The sequence below is a fragment of the Pseudomonas citronellolis genome, assembly GCF_001586155.1.
GTDB classification, from domain to species: Bacteria; Pseudomonadota; Gammaproteobacteria; order Pseudomonadales; family Pseudomonadaceae; genus Pseudomonas; species Pseudomonas citronellolis.
On record NZ_CP014158.1, the window covers coordinates 5,340,038 to 5,354,772 of the forward strand.

12 protein-coding genes are annotated in these 14,735 nt (G+C 68.4%); 5 read left to right on the top strand and 7 right to left on the bottom strand.

The features are described from left to right. Window positions 1–104 precede the first annotated feature (104 nt). The 3 genes from purM to PcP3B5_RS23400 are packed head-to-tail and all read left to right on the top strand — an operon-like array spanning window position 105 to window position 2,543. Complete coding sequence (gene purM / locus PcP3B5_RS23390) at window positions 105–1,166, top strand: phosphoribosylformylglycinamidine cyclo-ligase (protein WP_043271266.1); 1,062 nt, start codon at window positions 105–107, stop codon at window positions 1,164–1,166. Continuing rightward, window positions 1,166–1,816 (top strand): phosphoribosylglycinamide formyltransferase, encoded by a 651-nt coding sequence (gene purN, locus PcP3B5_RS23395; protein WP_009616901.1) that lies wholly within the window; start codon window positions 1,166–1,168, stop codon window positions 1,814–1,816. Before purM ends, purN begins: the two co-directional genes overlap by 1 nt. 10 nt (window positions 1,817–1,826) lie before the next feature. Beyond that, window positions 1,827–2,543, top strand: coding sequence for a DUF3108 domain-containing protein (locus PcP3B5_RS23400; protein WP_009616899.1), 717 nt, complete (start codon window positions 1,827–1,829; stop codon window positions 2,541–2,543). A gap of 57 nt (window positions 2,544–2,600) precedes the next feature. Here the strand turns inward: PcP3B5_RS23400 and PcP3B5_RS23405 are convergent, their stop codons facing one another. Further along, window positions 2,601–3,140 carry a DUF2058 domain-containing protein gene (locus tag PcP3B5_RS23405; RefSeq protein ID WP_043271268.1) on the bottom strand — a complete coding sequence of 180 codons (540 nt, stop codon included), beginning with the start codon at window positions 3,138–3,140 and terminating at the stop codon, window positions 2,601–2,603. Window positions 3,141–3,303: 163 nt separating this feature from the next. Between PcP3B5_RS23405 and PcP3B5_RS23410 the strand changes: the two genes are divergently transcribed. Next, window positions 3,304–4,236 carry an aspartyl/asparaginyl beta-hydroxylase domain-containing protein gene (locus tag PcP3B5_RS23410; protein WP_061562539.1) on the top strand — a complete coding sequence of 311 codons (933 nt, stop codon included), beginning with the start codon at window positions 3,304–3,306 and terminating at the stop codon, window positions 4,234–4,236. 290 nt (window positions 4,237–4,526) lie between these two features. Here the strand turns inward: PcP3B5_RS23410 and mazG are convergent, their stop codons facing one another. From mazG to cysM, 4 genes are all read right to left on the bottom strand, one after another. Then, window positions 4,527–5,360: a nucleoside triphosphate pyrophosphohydrolase gene (gene mazG, locus PcP3B5_RS23415; RefSeq protein WP_061562540.1), complete on the bottom strand. Its 834-nt coding sequence runs from the start codon at window positions 5,358–5,360 to the stop codon at window positions 4,527–4,529. Continuing rightward, complete coding sequence (gene relA / locus PcP3B5_RS23420; protein WP_061562541.1) at window positions 5,353–7,611, bottom strand: GTP diphosphokinase; 2,259 nt, start codon at window positions 7,609–7,611, stop codon at window positions 5,353–5,355. The genes mazG and relA overlap by 8 nt, the downstream gene beginning before the upstream one ends. Before the next feature lie 90 nt (window positions 7,612–7,701). Next, a complete protein-coding gene (gene rlmD / locus PcP3B5_RS23425; RefSeq protein WP_061562542.1) occupies window positions 7,702–9,066 on the bottom strand; it encodes a 23S rRNA (uracil(1939)-C(5))-methyltransferase RlmD in 1,365 nt (454 codons plus the stop codon). A 1-nt stretch (window position 9,067) separates the two neighbouring features. Further along, window positions 9,068–9,967 (bottom strand): cysteine synthase CysM, encoded by a 900-nt coding sequence (gene cysM / locus PcP3B5_RS23430; RefSeq protein ID WP_058487256.1) that lies wholly within the window; start codon window positions 9,965–9,967, stop codon window positions 9,068–9,070. A gap of 332 nt (window positions 9,968–10,299) precedes the next feature. Here cysM and PcP3B5_RS23435 point away from each other — a divergent pair, with 332 nt between their 5' ends. Beyond that, complete coding sequence (locus PcP3B5_RS23435) at window positions 10,300–12,528, top strand: TonB-dependent receptor domain-containing protein (protein WP_043271276.1); 2,229 nt, start codon at window positions 10,300–10,302, stop codon at window positions 12,526–12,528. Window positions 12,529–12,558: 30 nt separating this feature from the next. Here PcP3B5_RS23435 and PcP3B5_RS23440 read toward each other — a convergent pair whose 3' ends face one another. Together PcP3B5_RS23440 and PcP3B5_RS23445 are read right to left on the bottom strand one after the other, a co-directional pair. Next, window positions 12,559–13,938, bottom strand: coding sequence for a HAMP domain-containing sensor histidine kinase (locus tag PcP3B5_RS23440; RefSeq protein WP_061562543.1), 1,380 nt, complete (start codon window positions 13,936–13,938; stop codon window positions 12,559–12,561). Then, a complete protein-coding gene (locus PcP3B5_RS23445; protein WP_061562544.1) occupies window positions 13,916–14,626 on the bottom strand; it encodes a response regulator transcription factor in 711 nt (236 codons plus the stop codon). Before PcP3B5_RS23445 ends, PcP3B5_RS23440 begins: the two co-directional genes overlap by 23 nt. Between the last annotated feature and the right edge of the window lie 109 nt (window positions 14,627–14,735).

Genomic DNA, 14,735 nt, shown 5'->3' on the forward strand with positions numbered 1-14,735 from the left:
CTGCCGGGCAAGCCTGATAAAATCCCGCGCCTCCCGCGAGGTCGCCGCGAATCCTTCGCGCCGCGGCCGGCAGACGAATCACTCCTTTCTACAGGCCTGGATACATGAGCAGCAAGCAACCCTCGTTGAGCTACAAGGACGCCGGTGTGGACATCGACGCCGGCGAAGCCCTCGTCGAACGCATCAAAGGCGTCGCCAAGCGCACCGCGCGTCCTGAAGTCATGGGCGGCCTGGGCGGCTTCGGCGCGCTCTGCGAGATCCCGGCCGGCTACAAGCAGCCGGTGCTGGTTTCCGGCACCGACGGCGTCGGCACCAAGCTGCGCCTGGCGCTGAACCTGAACAAGCACGACAGCATCGGCCAGGACCTGGTCGCCATGTGCGTCAACGACCTGGTGGTCTGCGGCGCCGAGCCGCTGTTCTTCCTCGACTACTACGCCACCGGCAAGCTCAACGTCGACGTCGCCGCCACCGTGGTGACCGGCATCGGCGCCGGCTGCGAACTGGCCGGCTGCTCGCTGGTCGGCGGTGAAACCGCCGAGATGCCCGGCATGTACGAGGGCGAGGACTACGACCTGGCCGGCTTCTGCGTCGGTGTGGTGGAGAAGGCCGAGATCATCGACGGCTCGAAGGTGGTCGCCGGCGACGCCCTGGTCGCCCTGCCCTCCTCCGGCCCGCACTCCAACGGCTACTCGCTGATCCGCAAGATCATCGAAGTCTCCGGCGCCGACATCGAGGCCACCCAGCTCGACGGCAAGCCCCTGGCCGACCTGCTGATGGCGCCGACGCGCATCTACGTCAAGCCGCTGCTGCAACTGATCGAGCAGACCGGCGCGGTCAAGGCCATGGCCCACATCACCGGCGGCGGCCTGCTGGACAACATCCCGCGCGTACTGCCGGACAACGCCCAGGCAGTGATCGACGTGGCCAGCTGGCAGCGCCCGGCGGTGTTCGACTGGCTGCAGGAGAAGGGCAACGTCGACGAGCACGAGATGCACCGCGTGCTGAACTGCGGCGTGGGCATGGTCATCTGCGTTGCCCAGGACCAGGTCGAGGCCACCCTCGCCTCCCTGCGCGCTTCCGGCGAGCAGCCCTGGGTCATCGGCCGCATCGACGCCTGCGCAGCGGACGCCGAACGCGTGGTGCTGAACAACCTGAAAGGCCACTGATGTCCCGTCCTTGCAATGTCGTGGTGCTGATTTCCGGCTCCGGCAGCAACCTGCAAGCACTGATCGACAGCCTGGCCGACGGCGCCACGCCGGCAACCATCCGCGCGGTGATTTCCAACCGCGCGGACGCCTACGGCCTGCAGCGCGCCGCCGCCGCGGGCATCGCCACCGAGGTCCTGGACCACAAGGGCTTCGCCGACCGCGAAGCCTTCGACGCCGAGCTGATCCGCCGCATCGACGCCCACGCCCCGGACCTGGTGGTCCTGGCCGGCTTCATGCGCATCCTCAGCTCGGCCTTCGTGCGCCACTACCACGGCCGCCTGCTGAACATCCACCCCTCGCTGCTGCCCAAGTACAAGGGCCTGCACACCCACCAGCGGGCGCTGGAGGCCGGTGACGCCGAGCATGGCTGCTCGGTGCATTTCGTCACCGAGGAACTCGACGGCGGCCCTCTGGTCGTACAGGCGGCAATCCCGGTAGAGTCGCAAGACACGCCGGAGACGCTCGCCGCGCGGGTGCACGTGCAGGAGCACCTGATCTACCCGCTGGCCATGCGCTGGTTCGCCGAAGGCCGTTTGCGCCTGGGCGAGCGAGGCGCCATGCTGGATGGCCAGGCGTTGCCGGCCACCGGCTACCCGTTCCGAACCTAGGAGATTCGCGATGCGTAGAGTCCTGCTGTTCCTGATGGCCCTGCTGACGTTGCCGGCGTATGCCGCCTCGTTCCAGATCAAGCCGTTCGAGGCCAGCTACACCGCGGACTGGAAGCAGATGCCGCTGAGCGGGACCGCTTCCCGCAGCCTCAAGCAAGGCGACGGCGGCAACTGGGAACTCGACTTCCAGGCCTCCATGCTGCTCGCCAGCCTGAAGGAGAGCAGTTCCTTCAAGGTCGAAGGCGATACCTACCTGCCGCAGACCTACCACTGGGCCCGCGAGGGCCTGGGCAAGAACAAGTCCACCGACCTGCAGTTCGACTGGGCGCAGAAACAGGTCACCGGCAGCGACCGCGGCGACGCCGTGCGCCTGCCGCTGAACCGCGGCCAGCTCGACAAGTCCACCTACCAGCTGGTGCTGCAGCACGACGTCGCCGTCGGCAAGAAGAGCATGAGCTACCAGGTGATCGAGGGTACCGACACCGATACCTACGACTTCCGCGTGCTCGGCGAGGAGAAGGTCGCCACCCAGGCCGGCCAGATCGACGCCATCAAGGTCGAACGCGTGCGCGACCCGACCAAGAGCAACCGCAAGACCGTCCTCTGGTTCGCCAAGGACTGGGACTACCTGCTGGTGCGCCTGTACCAGCAGGAGACCGACGGCAAGGAGTACCAGATCATGCTCAAGGACGGCACCGTCGACGGCAGGCAGGTCAAGGGCTCGTAACCTCGGGCAGCATGAAAAAAGCCGGGCATCCGCCCGGCTTTTTCGTTTCCGCAGCTGTCACCACATGAGGTCGTCGGGCACCACGTAGTCCTTGTACGGATCGTCCTCGTCCGGCTCGCCGCTGGGCTCGTTGAGCAGCACCACGCGGCGCTCGTCGCGTTCCTGGATGCGCAGCGCGGCATCGCGCGGGACTATCTCGTAGCGCCCGTCGTAACTGACGATGGCCAGGCTGCCGCGGCTGAGCTTGTCGCGGATCAGGGCGTTCACCGCGATGCGCTTGACCTTCTTGGCGTCGACGAAGTTGTAGTAGTCGTCGCCCTCCATCCTGGGCAGGCGGGTGCCTTCGATCAGTTGCTTGACCTGCGCGGCGCGAGCCTTCTTCTCGGCCTTCTCCTGCTGCTGGCGGTTCAGCTCCTGGTCGCGGGCCAGCTTTTCGGCCTGGGCCTGCAACGCGGCCTGGCGCTGGCTGTCGTCCTTCTCGGCCTGGCCCTTGTGCTCCAGGCGCTGCTGTTTCTGCTTCTGCTTGCTGGCCTGCTTGGCCTGCTTTTCGTTGACCAGCCCGGCTTTCAGCAACTGGTCACGCAATGACATGCTCATTGGCTAACGACTCTCCGACAGCCTGCGAATATGACGCAGGACAATTCTGACGTGGCGGAAAATTCAGCGGCGACGCGCGCTGAGGGTATAATCCTCGGGCCTGTGTCGGCGTTGCGCAAGTGGCCGGCCGTTTTTCAGCCAAACAGGGCGGACTCGCCATCCCATGATCAAGCTCCTCGTCCTCGCGATCCTCGCCATCTTCCTCATCGCCATTCTCTACGTGCACCTGCGCGGCAAGGTACGCCTGCCGTTCCTGCGCCAGGTGGTCAACCACTCGGCCTGGTTCGCCCCGTACAACTCGCTGATGTACCTGAACTCCAGCGTACCCTCCAAGCCCTACCTGGACCGTGAGCGCTTCCCGGAACTCGACAAGCTGCGCGACAACTGGCAGATGATCCGCGAGGAAGCCGAGCAGCTGTTCGACGAGGGCTACATCCGCGATGCCCTGAACAACAACGAGGCGGGTTTCGGCTCCTTCTTCAAGAAGGGCTGGACGCGCTTCTACCTGACCTGGTACGACGGCCCCCTGCCCTCCGCGCAGCGCCTGTGCCCGAAGACCGTGGAGCTGGTCAGCAGCATCCCCAACGTCAAGGGCGCGATGTTCACCCGCCTGCCGCCGAACAGCCACCTGAACAAGCACCGCGACCCCTACGCCGGCTCCCTGCGCTACCACCTGGGCCTGGCCACGCCGAACTCGGACAGTTGCCGCATCTTCGTCGACGGCCAACCCTACGCCTGGCGCGACGGCGAGGACGTGATGTTCGACGAGACCTTCGTGCACTGGGTGAAGAACGAGACGGACGAATCGCGCCTGATCCTCTTCTGCGACGTCGAGCGTCCGCTCAAGTCGCCGCTGCTGACGCGCATCAACCGCCGCGTCAGCGCCTTCCTCGGCCGCGCCACCGCGCCGCAGAACGTCGAGGGCGAGCGCGTCGGCGGGATCAACCAGGCCTACTCGGTGCTGATTCGCATCGGCAACGGCGTGGGTGCACAGGTGAAGAAGTTCAAGCGCCGGTATCCCAAGGCCTACCGCATCGGTCGGCCGATTCTGGCGGTGCTGTTGCTGGTGTTGCTGATTCGCTGGATGTTCACGTAGGGCGCATAACGCCTATGGCGTTATCCGCCGTTTGACCTTGGTTACCAGCCCGCTCGGTATCGAGCCTGGCGCGGGTCACGCATTCCCCCAGATCGACCGAGGCAGGGTCGATGAGAAAGGTGAGGCGGCGGATAACCGCGAACGGTTATTCGCCCTACGCTACTGGAAGCACCGGCGTAGCGGACCTTGTCCGCGATTGGACTCCCCGGCCACGCCGGACGCCCCTGTGGCACGAACAGCCCCATTCGCGAGCAAGCTCGCTCCTACGAAAAGCAAAAAGCCCCGGCGAACTAGCCACACCCCAGCGGATTCTTCTCCTCCCGCTTGGCCTCGCCCCAGAGCGCATCCAGCTCTTCCAGGCTGCATTCCTCGGCCTTGCGGCCCTGGTCGCGCAGGGCGGTCTCGATGTAGCGGAAGCGCCTTTCGAACTTGCCATTCGCCGCGCGCAGGGCGGTTTCCGGGTCGACCTTCAGGTGCCGGGCCAGGTTGACCACCACGAACAGCAGGTCGCCGATCTCCTCTGCCTGGGCTTCGGCGTCGCCGTCGGCCATGGCTTCCAGCACTTCGTCCAGCTCTTCGCGCAGCTTGTCCACCACCGGCAGGGCTTCCGGCCAGTCGAAGCCGACCTGGGCGGCGCGCTTCTGCAGCTTGGCTGCGCGGCTCAGGGCCGGCAGCGCCACCGGCACGTCGTCCAGCAGCGACAGTTGCACCGGCTCGGCGGCCTTGGCCGCGCGCTCCTCGGCCTTGAGTTCTTCCCAGCGCTGCTTCACCGCCGCTTCCGCCAGCTTCGCCGCGTCGGGCTCGCCGTACAGGTCGCCGTCGGGGAACACATGGGGATGGCGGCGGACCAGCTTGGCGGTGATGCCGTGGACCACCGCGTCGAAGTCGAAGCGCTGCTCCTCGCGGGCCAGTTGGGCGTAGTAGACCACCTGGAACAACAGGTCGCCGGCCTCCTCGCGCAGGTGCTCGAAGTCGCCGCGCTCGATGGCGTCGGCGACCTCGTAGGCTTCCTCGATGGTGTAGGGGGCGATGCTCGCGTAGTCCTGCTTGAGGTCCCAGGGGCAGCCGTGCTGCGGGTCGCGCAGGCGCGCCATGAGGTACAGCAGGTCGTCGAGCTTATACATCCTTGCCACCCGCGCGGTCGCGCCGCGCCTCGATGATGTTGGGCAGTTGCGAGATGCGCGCCAGCAGGCGGCCCAGGGAGTCCAGGCCAGGGATCTCGATGGTCAGGCGCATGGTTGCGGTGTTGTCGTCCTTGTCCGAGCGGGTGTTCACCGCCAGCACGTTGATGCGCTCGTTGAGCAGCACCTGGGACACGTCGCGCAGCAGGCCGGAACGGTCGTAGGCGCGGATGACGATGTCCACCGGGTAGGTCTGCACCGGCACCGGGCCCCAGCTCACCTGGATCATCCGCTCCGGCTCGCGGCCGGCCAGTTGCAGCACGGTGGCGCAATCCTGGCGGTGGATGGTGACGCCGCGGCCGAGGGTGATGTAGCCGACGATCGGGTCGCCCGGCAGCGGCTGGCAGCAGCCGGCCATCTGCGTCAGCAGGTTGCCCACGCCCTGGATCTGGATGTCGCCGCGCTTGCCGTGGCCGATGCGGCTGGGCTTGCGCGGGATGAGTTCGAGCTGCTCGTTGCCACGCTCCGGCTCCACCAGGGCCTGGGCGTAGTTGACCACGTGGGCCAGGCGCAGGTCGCCGGCGCCGAGGGCTGCGAACAGGTCCTCGCCGGTCTTGTAGTTGGCCTTCTCGGCCAGCTTCTCGAAGTCCACCGGCGGCAGCGCCAGGCGCCCCAGTTCGCGCTCGAGCATGGCCTTGCCGGCGGCGACGTTCTGGTCGCGGGCCTGCAGCTTGAACCAGTGGACGATCTTCGCCCGCGCCCGCGAGGTGGTGACGTAGCCGAGGTTCTGGTTCAGCCAGTCGCGGCTCGGGCCGCTGTGCTTGCCGGTGATGATTTCCACCTGCTCGCCGGTCTGCAGGCTGTAGTTCAGCGGCACGATGCGCCCGTTGATCTTGGCGCCGCGGCAGTTGTGGCCCACCTCGGTGTGCACGCGGTAGGCGAAGTCCAGCGGCGTGGAGCCCTTGGGCAGGTCGATGGCGTGGCCGTCGGGGGTGAACACATACACCCGGTCCGGCTCGATGTCCACGCGCAGCTGCTCGGCCAGGCCGCCGATGTCGCCCAGTTCCTCGTGCCACTCCAGGACCTGGCGCAGCCAGGAGATCTTCTCCTCGTAGTGGTTGGAGCCGGACTTGACGTCGGTGCCCTTGTAGCGCCAGTGCGCGCACACGCCCAGCTCGGCTTCCTCGTGCATGGCGTGGGTGCGGATCTGCACTTCCAGCACCTTGCCCTCGGGGCCGATCACCGCGGTGTGCAGCGAGCGGTAGCCGTTTTCCTTGGGGTTGGCGATGTAGTCGTCGAATTCCTTGGGGATGTGCCGCCACAGGGTGTGCACGATGCCCAGCGCGGTGTAGCAGTCGCGCATCTCCGGGACCAGCACGCGCACCGCGCGCACGTCGTAGATCTGGCTGAAGTCCAGGCCCTTGCGCTGCATCTTCCGCCAGATCGAGTAGATGTGCTTGGCGCGGCCGGACAGGTCGGCCTTGATGCCGGTGGCGGCCAGGGCGTCCTTGAGCTGCTGCATCACGGTGGCGATGTACTGCTCGCGGTCCAGGCGGCGCTCGTGCAGCAGCTTGGCGATCTGCTTGTACTGGTCGGGCTCCAGGTAGCGGAAGGACAGGTCCTCCAGCTCCCACTTGATGTGGCCGATGCCCAGGCGGTGCGCCAGCGGCGCGTAGATGTCGAACACCTCGCGGGCGACGCGCATGCGCTTCTCCTCGTCGGCGTTCTTCACCGCGCGGATGGCGCAGGTGCGCTCGGCCAGCTTGATCAGCGCGACGCGCACGTCGTCGACCATGGCCACCAGCATCTTGCGCAGGTTCTCGATCTGCGCCTGGGTGCCGAGCACCATGGACTGCCGCGGGTTGAGGCTGGCGCTGATCGCCGCCATGCGCAGCACGCCCTCGATCAGCTTGGCCACCACCGGGCCGAAGCGCTGCTGCACTTCCTCCAGCTTGACCTTGCCCTCGCGGACGCCACGGTAGATCACCGCGGCCACCAGCGACTCCTGGTCGAGCTTGAGGTCGGCGAGGATCTCGGCGATCTCAAGGCCGGTCTGGAAGCTCGAAGTGCCATCGGCCCAGGCGGCTTCCACCTGGCTGACCGCCTTGTTCTCGGCCTCGCGGGCGAACTCGCAGGCCTCCAGCAGGACCTTGCGATCCAGCACCGGGACCAGGGTCTGGACGTGGTCCAGCCAGGCCTCGAGGTTGATGCTGCCGTCGGTGTTGACCGGCTGGTGCGCTCTCACCTGTACCATCTTGTCTACCCTTCCCCACGGTGTGCCGTGGCACACCGCTCGACTGCGCCGGCCTTTCTGGCGTGGGCCGGTCGGATTGCGCAGGTCGTCCTAACCTGCCTCGAACAGAGCCATCGCCTCCACATGCGCCGTCTGCGGGAACATGTCGAGGATTCCGGCACGCTTCAGGCGATAGCCCTGACGGGCCAGTTCGCCGGCGTCGCGCGCCAGGGTCGCCGGGTTGCAGGACACATAGAGTACCCGCTCGGCGCCCAGTTCACGCATGCCCCGCGCCATCTCGAACGCGCCGTCACGCGGCGGGTCGAGCAGCACGGCGGAAAATCCCTTGGCCGCGTCCCCGGCGAACCAGCGCGCCGCGGACAGCGGCTGCGCCAGGTCGGCCTGGTGGAACACGGCGTTGTCCAGGCCATTGGCCCGGGCGTTGGCCGCGGCGCGCGCGACCATGCTTTGCACGCCTTCCACGCCCACCACGCAGGCGGCGCTTCGGGCCAGCGGCAGGGCGAAATTGCCCAGGCCACAGAACAGGTCTAGCACCCGTTCCGCCGGTGCGGGGGCCAACCAGTCCAGCGCCTGCGCGACCATGGCCGCGTTGACCGGCTCGTTGACCTGGACGAAGTCCCCCGGCCGGTAGGCCAGGGTCAGGTCCCAGGCGTCCAGGCGGTAGCCCAGGCGCCCTTCGCCGTCGGCCGGCGTCGGTTCGCCGTCGCCCTGCAGCCACAGCTGCACATCCCGTGCCGAACAGAAGGCCCGGAGGCGTTCGAGGTCGGCGGCGGGCAGAGGTTCGGTGTGGCGCAGCAGCAGGGCGCAGGCGGTGCCGTGGAACAGCTCGACGTGGCCGATGGCCCGCGGACGCTGGAAACCCTGCAGCAGCGCCGGCAGCTCGCGGGCCAGCGCCTGCAGTTCGGGCACCAGCACCAGGCAGTCGTCGAAGGCGACGATGGCCTGGCTGGCGGCGGCGCGGAACCCCACCTCCAGGCGCTGGGCCTTGGCATCCCAGCGCACGGCGATGCGGGCCCGGCGGCGGTAACCGAATTCGGGGCCGGCCAGGGGCGCTGCCCACTCTTCCGGGACGATGTCGCCGAAGCGCTGCAGCTGCTCGGCCAGGGTGCGCTGCTTGAGCGCCAATTGTCCGGCGTGTGGCAGGTGCTGCAGGGTACAGCCACCGCACTTGCCGGCTACCGTACAGGGTTCGGCGCGGCGCTCCGGCGCGGCGGCCAGGATGCGTTCGCCGCGGGCGTCCACCACCTGGCTGCGCGCGGCCAGCACGCGGGCCTCGACCTCTTCCCCGGGCAGCGCGCCGGTGACGAACCAGGTGCGCCCTTCCAGGTGCGCGATGCCGCGGCCGTCATGGGCCAGGCGCTCGATGCGCAGGCGCTGCTTCTTGCCCACCGGCACGCCGGCGTTGCGGGCGCCGCCGCTGGGCTGAAAGCGCAGGCCGCTTCTGTGCTTGGCCATGTCAGCTGGGGTCGTAGATTCCGGAGGACAGGTAGCGGTCGCCGCGGTCGCAGATGATCGCCACCAGCACCGCGTTCTCCAGTTCGCGGGACAGGCGCAGCATGGCCGCCACCGCACCGCCGGAGGACACGCCGCAGAAGATGCCTTCCTCGCGGGCCAGCCGGCGCATCACGTCCTCGGCCTCGCTCTGGTGCATGTCCACCACGCGGTCGACGCGGCTGGCGTCGAAGATCTTCGGCAGGTATTCCTGCGGCCAGCGGCGGATGCCGGGGATGGACGAGCCTTCCATCGGCTGCAGGCCGACGATCTGCACCGCCGGGTTCTGCTCCTTGAGGTAGCGCGACACGCCCATGATGGTGCCGGTGGTGCCCATGGAGCTGACGAAGTGGGTGATCTCGCCGTTGGTCTGGCGCCAGATCTCCGGGCCGGTGCCCTGGTAGTGGGCCACCGGGTTGTCGCCGTTGGCGAACTGGTCCAGCACCTTGCCCTTGCCTTCGCGCTGCATCTGGTCGGCCAGGTCGCGGGCGCCTTCCATGCCCTGCTCCTTGCTCACCAGGATCAGCTCGGCGCCGTAGGCGGTCATGGCCGCCTTGCGTTCGGCGGTGGAGTTGTCCGGCATGATCAGGATCATGCGGTAGCCCTTGATCGCCGCGGCCATGGCCAGGGCGATGCCGGTGTTGCCGGAGGTGGCCTCGATCAGGGTGTCGCCGGGGTGGATGTCGCCACGCAGCTCCGCGCGGGTGATCATCGACAGCGCCGGGCGGTCCTTCACGGAGCCGGCCGGGTTGTTGCCTTCGAGTTTCACCAGCAGGGTGTTGGAGGTTTCCCCGGGCAGGCGCTGCAGGCGCACCAGCGGAGTATTGCCGATGCACTCGGCGATGGTGGGGTACTGCACGGTCATGGAGTCGCTCGTCGTCAGCAAGGCCAATCTGGATAGCGGCCTATGATACCGGTAAACCGCCGCCGGCCATATCGGCAAGCGCAGCGAGTGGCATCGGCGGCGGCATCCGCGCCTGCCTCGCCGCCCCGGATTCCTTGCTCGGAGACCGGAACATCCGCGTAGGAAATCTCCGCAATTAACATGCTGCCACAATGCGTTCCAGCCCCCATGAGCCGGGCGCTGCAGTGCGATTTCAGGCCTCTGCGGACATATGCAGTAACCTTCATGAAGATGAAAATGATTTGCGTTACCGACAGGCTCCGCCGCCATCACGAGCAGTCAGGAGTCTACCGATGTCCATTCCTCTTTCCCGCACTTCCCTGGCCGGCGCCATCGCCCTGGCCATGGCCGGCCAGGCCCAGGGCAACGACACCCTGAGCCTGGGCGACACCGTGGTCACCGCCGCCGGCTACGAACAGAAAGTCACCGAGGCGCCAGCCAGCATCAGCGTGCTGACCCGCGAGGAACTGCAAGAGAAGCGCTACAGCAACCTGGCCGAGGCCCTGGAAGACGTCGAAGGCGTCGACATCGGCCAGAGCACCGGCAAGACCGGCGGCCTGAACATCAGCATCCGCGGCCTGCCCAGCGACTACACCCTGGTGCTGATCGACGGCCGCCGGCAGAACAGCGCCGGCAACATCACCCCCAACGGCTTCGGCGAGACCTCAACCAGCTTCATGCCGCCGCTCTCGGCCATCGAGCGCATCGAGGTGATCCGCGGCCCCATGTCCACCCTCTACGGCTCCGACGCCATGGGCGGGGTGGTCAACATCATCACCCGCAAGGTGGCCCGCGAATGGGGCGCCAGCCTCAGCCTCGACCACACCGTCCAGGAACACCGCGACTACGGCGACAGCAGCGGCACCAGCCTCTACGCCAGCGGCCCGCTGGTGGCCGACCGGCTCGGCCTGAACCTGCGCGGCAGCTTCTTCGATCGCAGCGCCTCGGACCTGAGCTTCGACGACGGCGCCACCGTCAGCCGCCGCGGCGCCTCCCCGGTGGAAGGCCAGAACTACAACATCGGCAGCCGCCTGACCTTCACCCCCAACGCCGAGCACGACATTTCCCTGGACTTCGAGCGTGGCCGCCAGGCGTACAACAACGACGACTGCCAGCTGGGCACCCTCGACGGCAAGGCCGGCGGCAGCGCCACCGACGGTTGCAACCGCGACGCACCGACGCGCGCCAACGGCTACAAGGACGAACTGCGCTTCGAGCGCGACCAGTTCGCCCTCTCCCACACCGGCCGCCTGGGCTTCGGCACCCTGGACAGCAGCCTGACGCACAGCACCACCGAGACCATCGGGCGCACCATCCCCGGCACCGTCGGGCGGCCCTACAGCGGCTACCCGTCGATCGTCGGCGGCGACGACCGCACCCTCAAGTCCACCGACCTGGTGCTGGACAGCAAGCTGGTGATGCCCCTGGGCGAGGCGCACATGTTCACCCTCGGCGGCCAGTACTGGGACGCGAAGGTCGAGGACGGCATCGCCACCGAGGAATTCCAGCAGAGTTCCTGGGCGCTGTTCGCCGAGGACGAGTGGCGCCTGCGCCAGGACCTGGCGCTGACCCTCGGCGGCCGCTACGAGGACCACGAGGCCTTCGGCGGGCACTTCAGCCCGCGCGCCTACCTGGTGTGGAACACCACCGACAGCTGGACGCTCAAGGGCGGCGTCAGCCAGGGCTACAAGACGCCCACGCTGAACCAGCTGCACGACGGCATCAACGGCGTCAGCGGCCAGGGCCAGATCCTCACCATCGGCAGCCCCGACCTGGACCCGGAAACCAGCACCAACACCGAATTCGGCGTCTACTACGACAACCTCGCCGACTTCAACGCCAACCTCACGCTGTTCCACACCCGCTTCAAGGACAAGATCGACAGCGGCACCCCGATCCCCAACTGCAACTGGCCGGACGCGCCGAACCAGGCCGGCTGCATCGACATGGGCAGCAGCTTCCTGCAGGAGAACTTCGCCCAGCAGGTGAACATCGGCAAGGCCCGCACCCAGGGCGTGGAACTGGCTGGGCGCTGGGCCTTCGCCCCGGCCCTGAGCGCCTCGCTGAACTACACCTACACCGACAGCGAGCAGCTCAGCGGCGACGACAAGGGCGCCCCGCTGACCAACACCCCGCGACACATGGCCAACCTGCGCCTGGACTGGCAGGCCAGCGAGCGCCTGAAGCTCTGGCTGAAGGGCGAATACCACGGCGAGCGGGCGCGCTTCACCGCGCGCTACGCCAACCTCAACGCGACCAACCAGGCCATCGCCGACCAGTTGGGCGACCTCGACGCCTACCAGGTGTTCCACCTCGGCGGCTCGTTCAAGGCCACGCGCAACCTGACGCTGAACGCCACCCTGTACAACCTGTTCGACAAGGACTTCCTCGGCGGCGACTCCTACACCGCCGCCAACGGCACCACGGGCTGGGCCTCGCACTACATCCAGGGCAGCGCGGGGACCAGCGGTACCCTGGAGGAAGGGCGCCGGCTGTGGCTGTCGGCGGTGATGGAGTTCTGACGGCCGCCGGTCGCCTGGCGCCGCACGGCGTCAGGCGGCCGGCAGGCGCAGGTGCATGCGCAGGCCGGGGTTGCCGCGCTCGGCCCAGAGTTCGCCGCCCTGCAGGCGGATGGCGCTGCGGGCGATGCTCAGGCCCAGGCCGAAGCCCTCGCCGGAACGCGCCGCGGAAAGGCGGGTGAAGGGCAGGAAGATGCGCTCCAGGTCGGCGGCCTCCACCCCCGGCCCCCGGTCGGCCAGGCACAGGTGCCAGTAGTCGCCTTCGCGCTGGCCGAGCAGGCGGACGCAACCGCCCTCCGGGGAATGCCGGATGGCATTGCGCAGCAGGTTCTCCAAAGCCTGCGCCAGGCCATTGAGGTGGCCGCGGACGACGCAGTCCGCCGACACCTCGCAGTGGAAGCGCGAAGGCGCCCAGCCGGACTCGAAGCCGGCGTCCTCCACCAGCAGTTCCCACAACGGCAGGATGGCGACGTCCTCCAGCGGCAGGCGCGGCCGCTCGGTGTCCATCCAGGCCAGCTCCAGGGTGTTGGCCACCAGCCGCTGCATGACTTCCACCTCGCGCTCCAGGCGCAGGCGCAGCGGGTCCTCGGCCGGCGCGCTCTCGGCGGCGACGCGCAGGCGGCTGAGCGGCGTGCGCAGCTCGTGGGACAGGTCGCGCAGCAACTGGCGCTGGAACTCCACGTGGCCGCTCAGGCGCTGGGCCATGTGGTCGAAGGCGCGGCCCAGCTCGCCCAGCTCGTCGCGGCGGACGCTGACCTCGCGGGCGGCGCCCGAGCCCAGGTCGTCGGCGCGCAGCGCGTTGGCGTGCTCGCGCAGGCGCGCCAGCGGGTGGATCAACTGGCGGTAGAGCAGCCCGCACAGCAGCAGCGCCAGCGCGGCGGGCACCACCCCATGGGTGAAGATCCGCGCCAGCGTGGAGTAGCCGGCGGGCTTGAAGCGTTGCGGCAGCTGCAGCACCAGGCGACCGTCGGCGGGGTGCTCGGGGAAGGGGATGCCGATGTAGGGCAGGCTCCGGCTGCGGTTGCTCACCGGCCAGTCGAGGCCGCGCTGGAAGGTCAGGCGCGTGGCCTCCTCGATGCTCAGCGGCTGGCTGCCCAGGGGCTGCAGGCGGCCGTCCAGCGCCACCATCCAGGTCTGCTCGCTGGCCCGCATGCGTGCCAGCCAGTCGTCCACCGCGGCCTCGCCGCCGGCGTTCCAGGCCCGTTCCAGGTCGGCCGCGTAACCGCGGAGCACGGCCTGGGCCTGGGTATCGAGGAAATAGCCGCGGCGCTCGACCTGGCGGCCCCAGGTCCAGGACAGCCAGATCAGCACCAGGCAGAGCAGCACCACCGGCACCGCCAGGCGCCAGAACAGCGAATGGCGGCTGGGCAGTACCTGGCGCGCGCGCCGCTCACTCGGCGCTAGCGAAAACATAGCCCTTGCCCCAGACCGCGCGCAGTTGATGGCGCGCATAACCGATGGACTGCAGCTTGCGGCGCAGGTGGCTGACGTGCATGTCCAGGCCACGGTCGTGGGCGGTGTAGCCACGGTTCAGCACCTGCTGGTAGAGGAACGGCTTGCTCAGGGTTTCGTCGACGTTGCCGAGGAAGGTTTCCAGCAGGCGCTGCTCGGTGGCGGTGAGCGCCGCGGCCTGGCCTTCCCAGGCCACCTCGCAGGGTTCCTCGCTCAGCCGCAGCCCGGCGTCCGCGGGGCCGGCCGGCAGCAGGCTGCCGCGCTCCAGGGCGACGCGACGGAGGATGGCGTCGATGCGCACGTTCAGTTCCGCCAGGCTGAAGGGCTTGGGCAGGTAGTCGTCGGCGCCCTGGGAGAAACCGGCGATGCGGTCCTGCTCGGCGCCCAGGGCGGACATCAGGATCACCGGCACGCGCTGCTCGCGGCGCAGCTGGCGCAGGGCCTCCAGGCCGCTGCAGCCGGGCAGCATGACGTCCAGCAGGACCAGGTCGAAGGCCTCGCTCAGCGCCTGGTCGAGCCCCTCGCGGCCGTCGCGGCACCAGGTCACGGCGAAGCCGCGCTGGCTCAGGTGGCTGTGCAGGTGGGCGCCCAGGGTAGGGTCGTCCTCGATGGTCAGCAGGCGGGGTTGGCTGGTGGCGGTCGGCGTCATGACAAACAAGACTTATTCGCGAACGACAAGTATTCATGACAGCGCCTGTCCAGGGCAAGCGCAGCCGTCCGGCGGTCAATGTTCGGGATTCCCGCCCGGCGACCCGCTA